The following is a 5046-nucleotide window of genomic DNA, read 5'->3' on the forward strand; positions in this document are numbered from 1 at the left end:
CGTGCCGGCTTGGTCCCGCGCGCGCGCCGCTGCGCGCGCGTCGTCGCGGCGTCGGCCAGCGCGCGGTGACGCGCTTCGGTGTCCTCGGCGCCGGACGCATGCAGGGCGAAGCGGGTCTGCGACCAGCGCCCGCGTTCTGGCAGTTCGCCGCGCGCTAGACCGGCGCCGAGCGCCTTGAGCCGGCCGCTCTCGGTCCAGGCCGCCTCCAGGCGCAGGAACGCGACGCGGTGCGCGGTCGCTGCGGCGAGCCACCGTTCCAGCGCGTCGGCCTGCTCAGCCGACCAGTCGCCGCCGTCGCGGCGGGCCAGCCAGGCCGCCGCGTCGTGCTCGATCTGTCTGCTGCCTGCATTCATGCGAATTCCTATTCCGTGACCACGCCGCGGCGCCGTGCGCCGGAAGCGGCGGCGGCGGGCGCGGCGGCCTGGCCGTGGTAGTGCTCGGCCAGCAGCCGCATGCCCTTGGCGATCTGCTTTTCCACGGCCTTCTCGCTGATGCCGAGCCGCGACGCGACTTCCTTCTGCGGCAGGTCCTCGACGCGGCGCAGCCAGACGATCTGGCGGCAGCGGTCGGGAAGCCGGTCCAGCGCCTCCGCCAGCCGCTTGAGGATCTGCCGCGCGCCGCAGCGCTGTTCCGGCGAGACCTCGTCTACCAAGACGTTCAAGGACTCGAAATCACCCGCCGGTTCGATCGAGACAACGCGGCCGCGGCGCAGCCGGTCGGTGATCAGGTGGCGCGCGGTCGCGAACAGGAAGGACTTGGGCTGCTGCGGCAGCGCCTTGGCCGCGGCCTCGTAGACGCGCACGTAGACCTCCTGGCGCAGGTCGTGCAGCTCGTCGGCGTGCGGCCAGCCGCGGCGCAGATACTGCGCGAGCGAGGCCTCGTGGACGAGGATTTCGCGGACGAACCAGGCGTCGAGAGCTTTGTCCATCGCGCGACGATAGCCGATCGCGCGGCCGCCGCACGGGTCGGTGGGCATGCCCATGGTCGCGTAGGGATGGCGCCGGCTGGTTCGTCTTCGATGGAATCCGTTCGCTGCCGGGGAGCACGATGCGCCTGACCTCGTTCCGCCACCTGCTCTGCGGCCTCGCGCTCGCCGGGTTCGTCTTCGCGACTGCGGCACCGGCGGCCGACGCCGCGCGCGACGGCTACACCTATTACGCGATCGGCGACTTGGCCAAGCCGCGGCCCGAACCGGTGCAGCCGGGCCTGATGCTCGTCGGCGGCGGCGACTGGCCCTACGACGCGTTCCGCTGGTTCGTCGCACGCGCCGGCCACGGCCGCATCGTGATCCTGCGCGCTTCCGGCGACGTCGAGGCGCAGAACGAGTTCTTCCACGACGTCGGCGGCATCACCGCGGCGCAGACGCTCGTGTTCACCGACCGCCGCGCCGCGAGCGACGCCGAAGTGCTGCGCATCGTGCGCGAAGCCGACGGCCTTTTTCTGGCCGGCGGCGACCAGTCCAACTATGTGCGCTTCTGGAAAGGCACGCCGCTGAATGCGGCAATCGATGCCCACGTGCGCGCGGGCAAGCCCATCGGCGGCACGAGCGCCGGCCTTGCCGTGCTCGGCGCGTACGCCTACGGCGCGATGGACGGCGGCAGCCTGACCTCGCCCGACGCGCTGGCCGAGCCGGCCGGCCCGGCCGTGACCCTGGTCGGCGATTTCCTGCACATGCCGTACCTCGAGCGCGTGATCACCGACAGCCATTTCGGCAAGCGCGAACGCCAGGGCCGCCTGATCACTTTCCTCGCGCGTCTGGCTCACGAACAGAAGCGCAGCGACCTCGTCGGTCTCGGCATCGACGAATACACGGCGCTGTGCATAGCCGGTGACGGCGAAGGCCGCGTGTTCAGCGGCAACGGCGGCCATGTCTGGCTGTTCCGGCCGCAGCGCTCGGCCGACGTCTATGCGGCCGGCAAGCCGCTGAGCTTTCGCGACGTGCCCGTGACCGGCATCGGCACGGACGGCCGGCTGCATCTGCGCGACTTCCGCGTCGAGCGGCCCGCGTTCGAGGCGCGCTACGACGTCGAGGCCGGACGTCTGAGCCGGCGCGCGCCCTGAGCCGGCCCGTTACCTGTTGCACGTGTCTGCCGGGCTGCTTTCCGTTTACCTGCGTGTTTCGCCGGTTCGGCCGGGCGCCGGCGGCGACGGCCGGCCCACTCGCTGCCGGATCGGCCGTGGCGACAATCGAATTCCGGCCGGCGCTCCCATGAATCGAGGATGCACATGAAGAACCTGTTTTCCGGCATCGCCGCGATGCCGCTGCTGATGGGTGCGTCGCTGGCGGGCGCGGCGGAAGCGCCGCCGGCCAGGACCGTGCTCGTGATCCACGGGGGCGCCGGCGTCGAGCGCGCGAGCCTGACGGCCGACGACGAAAAGGCCGCACGCGCCGCGCTCGAAGCGGCGCTGCGCGCCGGTCATGCGGAACTGGCCGCCGGCAAGCCCGCGCTCGACGCGGTCAGCGCGGCCATCGTCGTGCTCGAGGATTCGCCGCAGTTCAACGCGGGCCGCGGCGCCGTGTTCACCCACGACGGCAAGAACGAGCTCGACGCGGCGATCATGGACGGCGCCACGCGCCGCGCCGGCGCGATCGCCGGGGTGCAGCGCGTGAAGAACCCGATCGCGCTCGCGCGCGCGGTCATGGAGAAATCCCCGCACGTGATGCTGACCGGCACCGGCGCCGAGGCCTTCGCGCAGGGCATCGGCATGGCCCTCGTCGATCCGTCGTATTTCCGCATCGAGAAGCGCTGGCAGCAGCTGCAGAAGGCGCTGAAGGAAGAGCAGGACAAGAAGGCGCACGCCGACGTCGAGACGGCCAAGCACTTCGGCACGGTCGGCGCGGTCGCGCTCGACGCGAAGGGCCAGCTCGCGGCGGGTACGTCGACCGGCGGCATGACCAACAAGCGCTGGGGCCGCGTCGGCGACTCGCCGATCATCGGCGCCGGCACGTACGCGAACGCGAGCTGCGCGGTATCCGGCACCGGCTGGGGCGAGTTCTACATCCGCGCCGTCGCCGCGCACGACATCTGCGCGCGCGTGGAATACAAGGGCCAGTCCGTGCGCGAGGCCGCCGAGGCCGTCATCGACAAGGAAATTCCCGCCGCCGGCGGCGACGGCGGCGCGATCGCGCTGGACCGCAACGGCCGCTTCGCGACGCCGTTCAACACCGAAGGCATGTACCGCGGCTGGATCGGCGCCGACGGCGTCCCGCATGTCGCGATCTACAAGGACGACAAGCTGGCCGAGCCCTGACTGGCGCGCGGCGCCTCAGCCGGATTCGAACGACGACAGCCGCACGCCGTGTGCGGCAATCGCACGGCTGATTTCGTGCACCACGGGCTCGAGCTCCACGGCGCGCCGCTGCGGATCGCCGGAAAGTTCGTAGTAGATCGGCAGCACACCCTTGAAGTCGGACGGCAGCTTGATTTTTTCCTTGCGCGGAACCAGCAGCAGGGTGCGCTGGCGGCCCAGCCGCGACAGGAAAAAACCGAGTTCGAAAATCACGTTGTCACGCGGCGCCGCGCGCTGCCGGTGGCGCGAGCGCAGCAGATCGTCGGGCTGCGCGAACGCGATGCCGAAATCGGCGAGATGGACCTCGCGCTCGAGGTTTTCCAGCGGATAGCTGCCTGGCGGGAAGATCTGGTCGTCGCTCCAGAGCACCACGTTCGCTGCCTGTGCGCTCAGCCCGCTGCGTACAGCTTCGGCGGTTTCCTGCGCCTCCTGCGAGCAGATCAGGAACACGCGTGGCTGCGGGTTGGCGCGCTTGATGAACAGATTGCGGTGGGCGATGCGCGTGGCCAGTTCCTGGGCGAGCAACTCCCAGAGGCGGGAATGACGGTGGGCGATCTCGGCGAAGCGGCGCCCGCTGACCCGCAGCGCGACGACCGGCGTGTCGGCCTTGACCGTTGCGGCGCGCGGCAGGCGCGGATCGATCGCCGACATCTGGCCGACGGCGACGCCGGCCTCGCGCGGGTAAAGCCGTATGCCGTTGATGACGATCTGGACGCGGCCGGCGAGCAGAAAGAACAGGTCCTGTTCCGTCGTGCCCTGTTCCATCAGCAGCTGCCCCGGCAGGAATTCGACGAGATCGCCGACGGCGGCGAGTTCCGCGGCGGCGTCGCGATTGCCCTGCACGATGCGCTGGCCGAGCAGTGCGTCGACGACGTCCGCAGCGGACGCGAAGCGGTCTCTCATGGGCATTGCTCGGTTTCCCCTGGCGGCTGAGCGGCGGCGCCGGACTGCGGGCCCCGGCTCTCTCTGATGCGACGGCGGGCGCCCTCTCAGCGACGGGGGCGCGGTTTCAGCCCTTCACCAGTCCGAGCACGATCTCGATGAGGATCAGCACGACGATCGCGATTTCGAGCAGCTCGGCGCGGCGGCTGGAGGCCTCGTCGTAGAGGGCCGTGTAGGTGTCGCGCACGATCGACAGCTTGCGGTCGACCGCGGCTGCGACGGTCGGCACGCGGAACAAGGTCAGCGCCGCGGAATAGACGCGCGCGAGATAGACGTCCTCGGTGACCTGCAGCGCGTTGTCGATCCGTTCGGTCAGCTCGGTGACTTCGGCGACCTGGGTGTGCAGACGCCGCGCGAGATGCGCGAAATGGCGCGCGGCGAGCAGGCCGCGCGCGTGGCGTGCGCGCTCCACCTCGTGATACATCTGCGGCAGCTCGGCGTCGAGCAGCTCGTCGTAGTAGCGCAGCTCCAGCAGCTGCGCATTGGCCACTTCGAGCACGTCGGCGACGTCGGACTCGCCGCGCGGCTCGACGATGAGCGCGCGGTCCCAGGTCAGTATGACCAGGTCGTCGGCGTAGTAGGAGAAACGCTGGCGCAGCACGTCGGCGCGCGCGGACTCGGACAGCTCGCGCTCCTCGCCCGACAGCAGCGGCACCGGGTCGACGCGGGCGAGCAGCTCGCGCGCGCTCAGCGGCGCGTCGAACTCACGCACGACGATCAGCAGATAGTCCTCCTGCAGCCGTTCGCGCGCCGGCCGCGTGAGCGCCGGCGCCGCGCGCTGCACGACCTGATCGCAGAGCGCCGCCCACGGCG

The 5046-nt window shown here is 70.8% G+C and carries 6 protein-coding genes; 2 read left to right on the plus strand and 4 right to left on the minus strand.

The genetic code is table 11. The annotated features are described in order from the left end of the window. Together NON22_RS20130 and NON22_RS20135 are read right to left on the minus strand one after the other, a co-directional pair. The coding region (locus tag NON22_RS20130) for a FecR/PupR family sigma factor regulator (RefSeq protein WP_257388765.1) at window positions 1–353 on the minus strand (353 nt) is incomplete at its 3' end. 8 nt (window positions 354–361) lie between these two features. Next, on the minus strand, window positions 362–976 hold the full coding sequence (locus NON22_RS20135) for an RNA polymerase sigma factor (protein ID WP_257388766.1): 615 nt from the start codon (window positions 974–976) through the stop codon (window positions 362–364). Window positions 977–1047: 71 nt separating this feature from the next. Here NON22_RS20135 and NON22_RS20140 point away from each other — a divergent pair, with 71 nt between their 5' ends. Together NON22_RS20140 and NON22_RS20145 are read left to right on the plus strand one after the other, a co-directional pair. After that, window positions 1048–2061, plus strand: a complete 1014-nt coding sequence (locus tag NON22_RS20140) for a cyanophycinase (protein ID WP_257388767.1) — start codon at window positions 1048–1050, stop codon at window positions 2059–2061. Between the two features lie 159 nt (window positions 2062–2220). Then, entirely contained in the window at window positions 2221–3252 is a 1032-nt protein-coding gene (locus NON22_RS20145) for an isoaspartyl peptidase/L-asparaginase family protein (protein WP_257388768.1), read from the plus strand. 15 nt (window positions 3253–3267) lie between these two features. Here NON22_RS20145 and NON22_RS20150 read toward each other — a convergent pair whose 3' ends face one another. Both NON22_RS20150 and NON22_RS20155 read right to left on the minus strand, forming a co-directional pair. Continuing rightward, window positions 3268–4194 carry a TIR domain-containing protein gene (locus NON22_RS20150; RefSeq protein WP_257388770.1) on the minus strand — a complete coding sequence of 309 codons (927 nt, stop codon included), beginning with the start codon at window positions 4192–4194 and terminating at the stop codon, window positions 3268–3270. A gap of 106 nt (window positions 4195–4300) precedes the next feature. Continuing rightward, the coding region (locus tag NON22_RS20155; protein WP_257388771.1) for a hypothetical protein at window positions 4301–5046 on the minus strand (746 nt) is incomplete at its 5' end.

Origin of the sequence: Tahibacter caeni (assembly GCF_024609805.1) — a bacterium.
Taxonomy (GTDB): domain Bacteria; phylum Pseudomonadota; class Gammaproteobacteria; order Xanthomonadales; family Rhodanobacteraceae; genus Tahibacter; species Tahibacter caeni.

What these genes read in the sequence shown, in the direction of transcription:
- NON22_RS20135 (WP_257388766.1), bottom strand. Translation starts at nt 976, where the DNA reads ATGCCCACCGACCCGTGCGGCGGCCGCGCGATCGGCTATCGTCGCGCG.
- NON22_RS20140 (WP_257388767.1), top strand. Translation starts at nt 1,048, where the DNA reads ATGCGCCTGACCTCGTTCCGCCACCTGCTCTGCGGCCTCGCGCTCGCC.
- NON22_RS20145 (WP_257388768.1), top strand. Translation starts at nt 2,221, where the DNA reads ATGCACATGAAGAACCTGTTTTCCGGCATCGCCGCGATGCCGCTGCTG.
- NON22_RS20150 (WP_257388770.1), bottom strand. Translation starts at nt 4,194, where the DNA reads ATGAGAGACCGCTTCGCGTCCGCTGCGGACGTCGTCGACGCACTGCTC.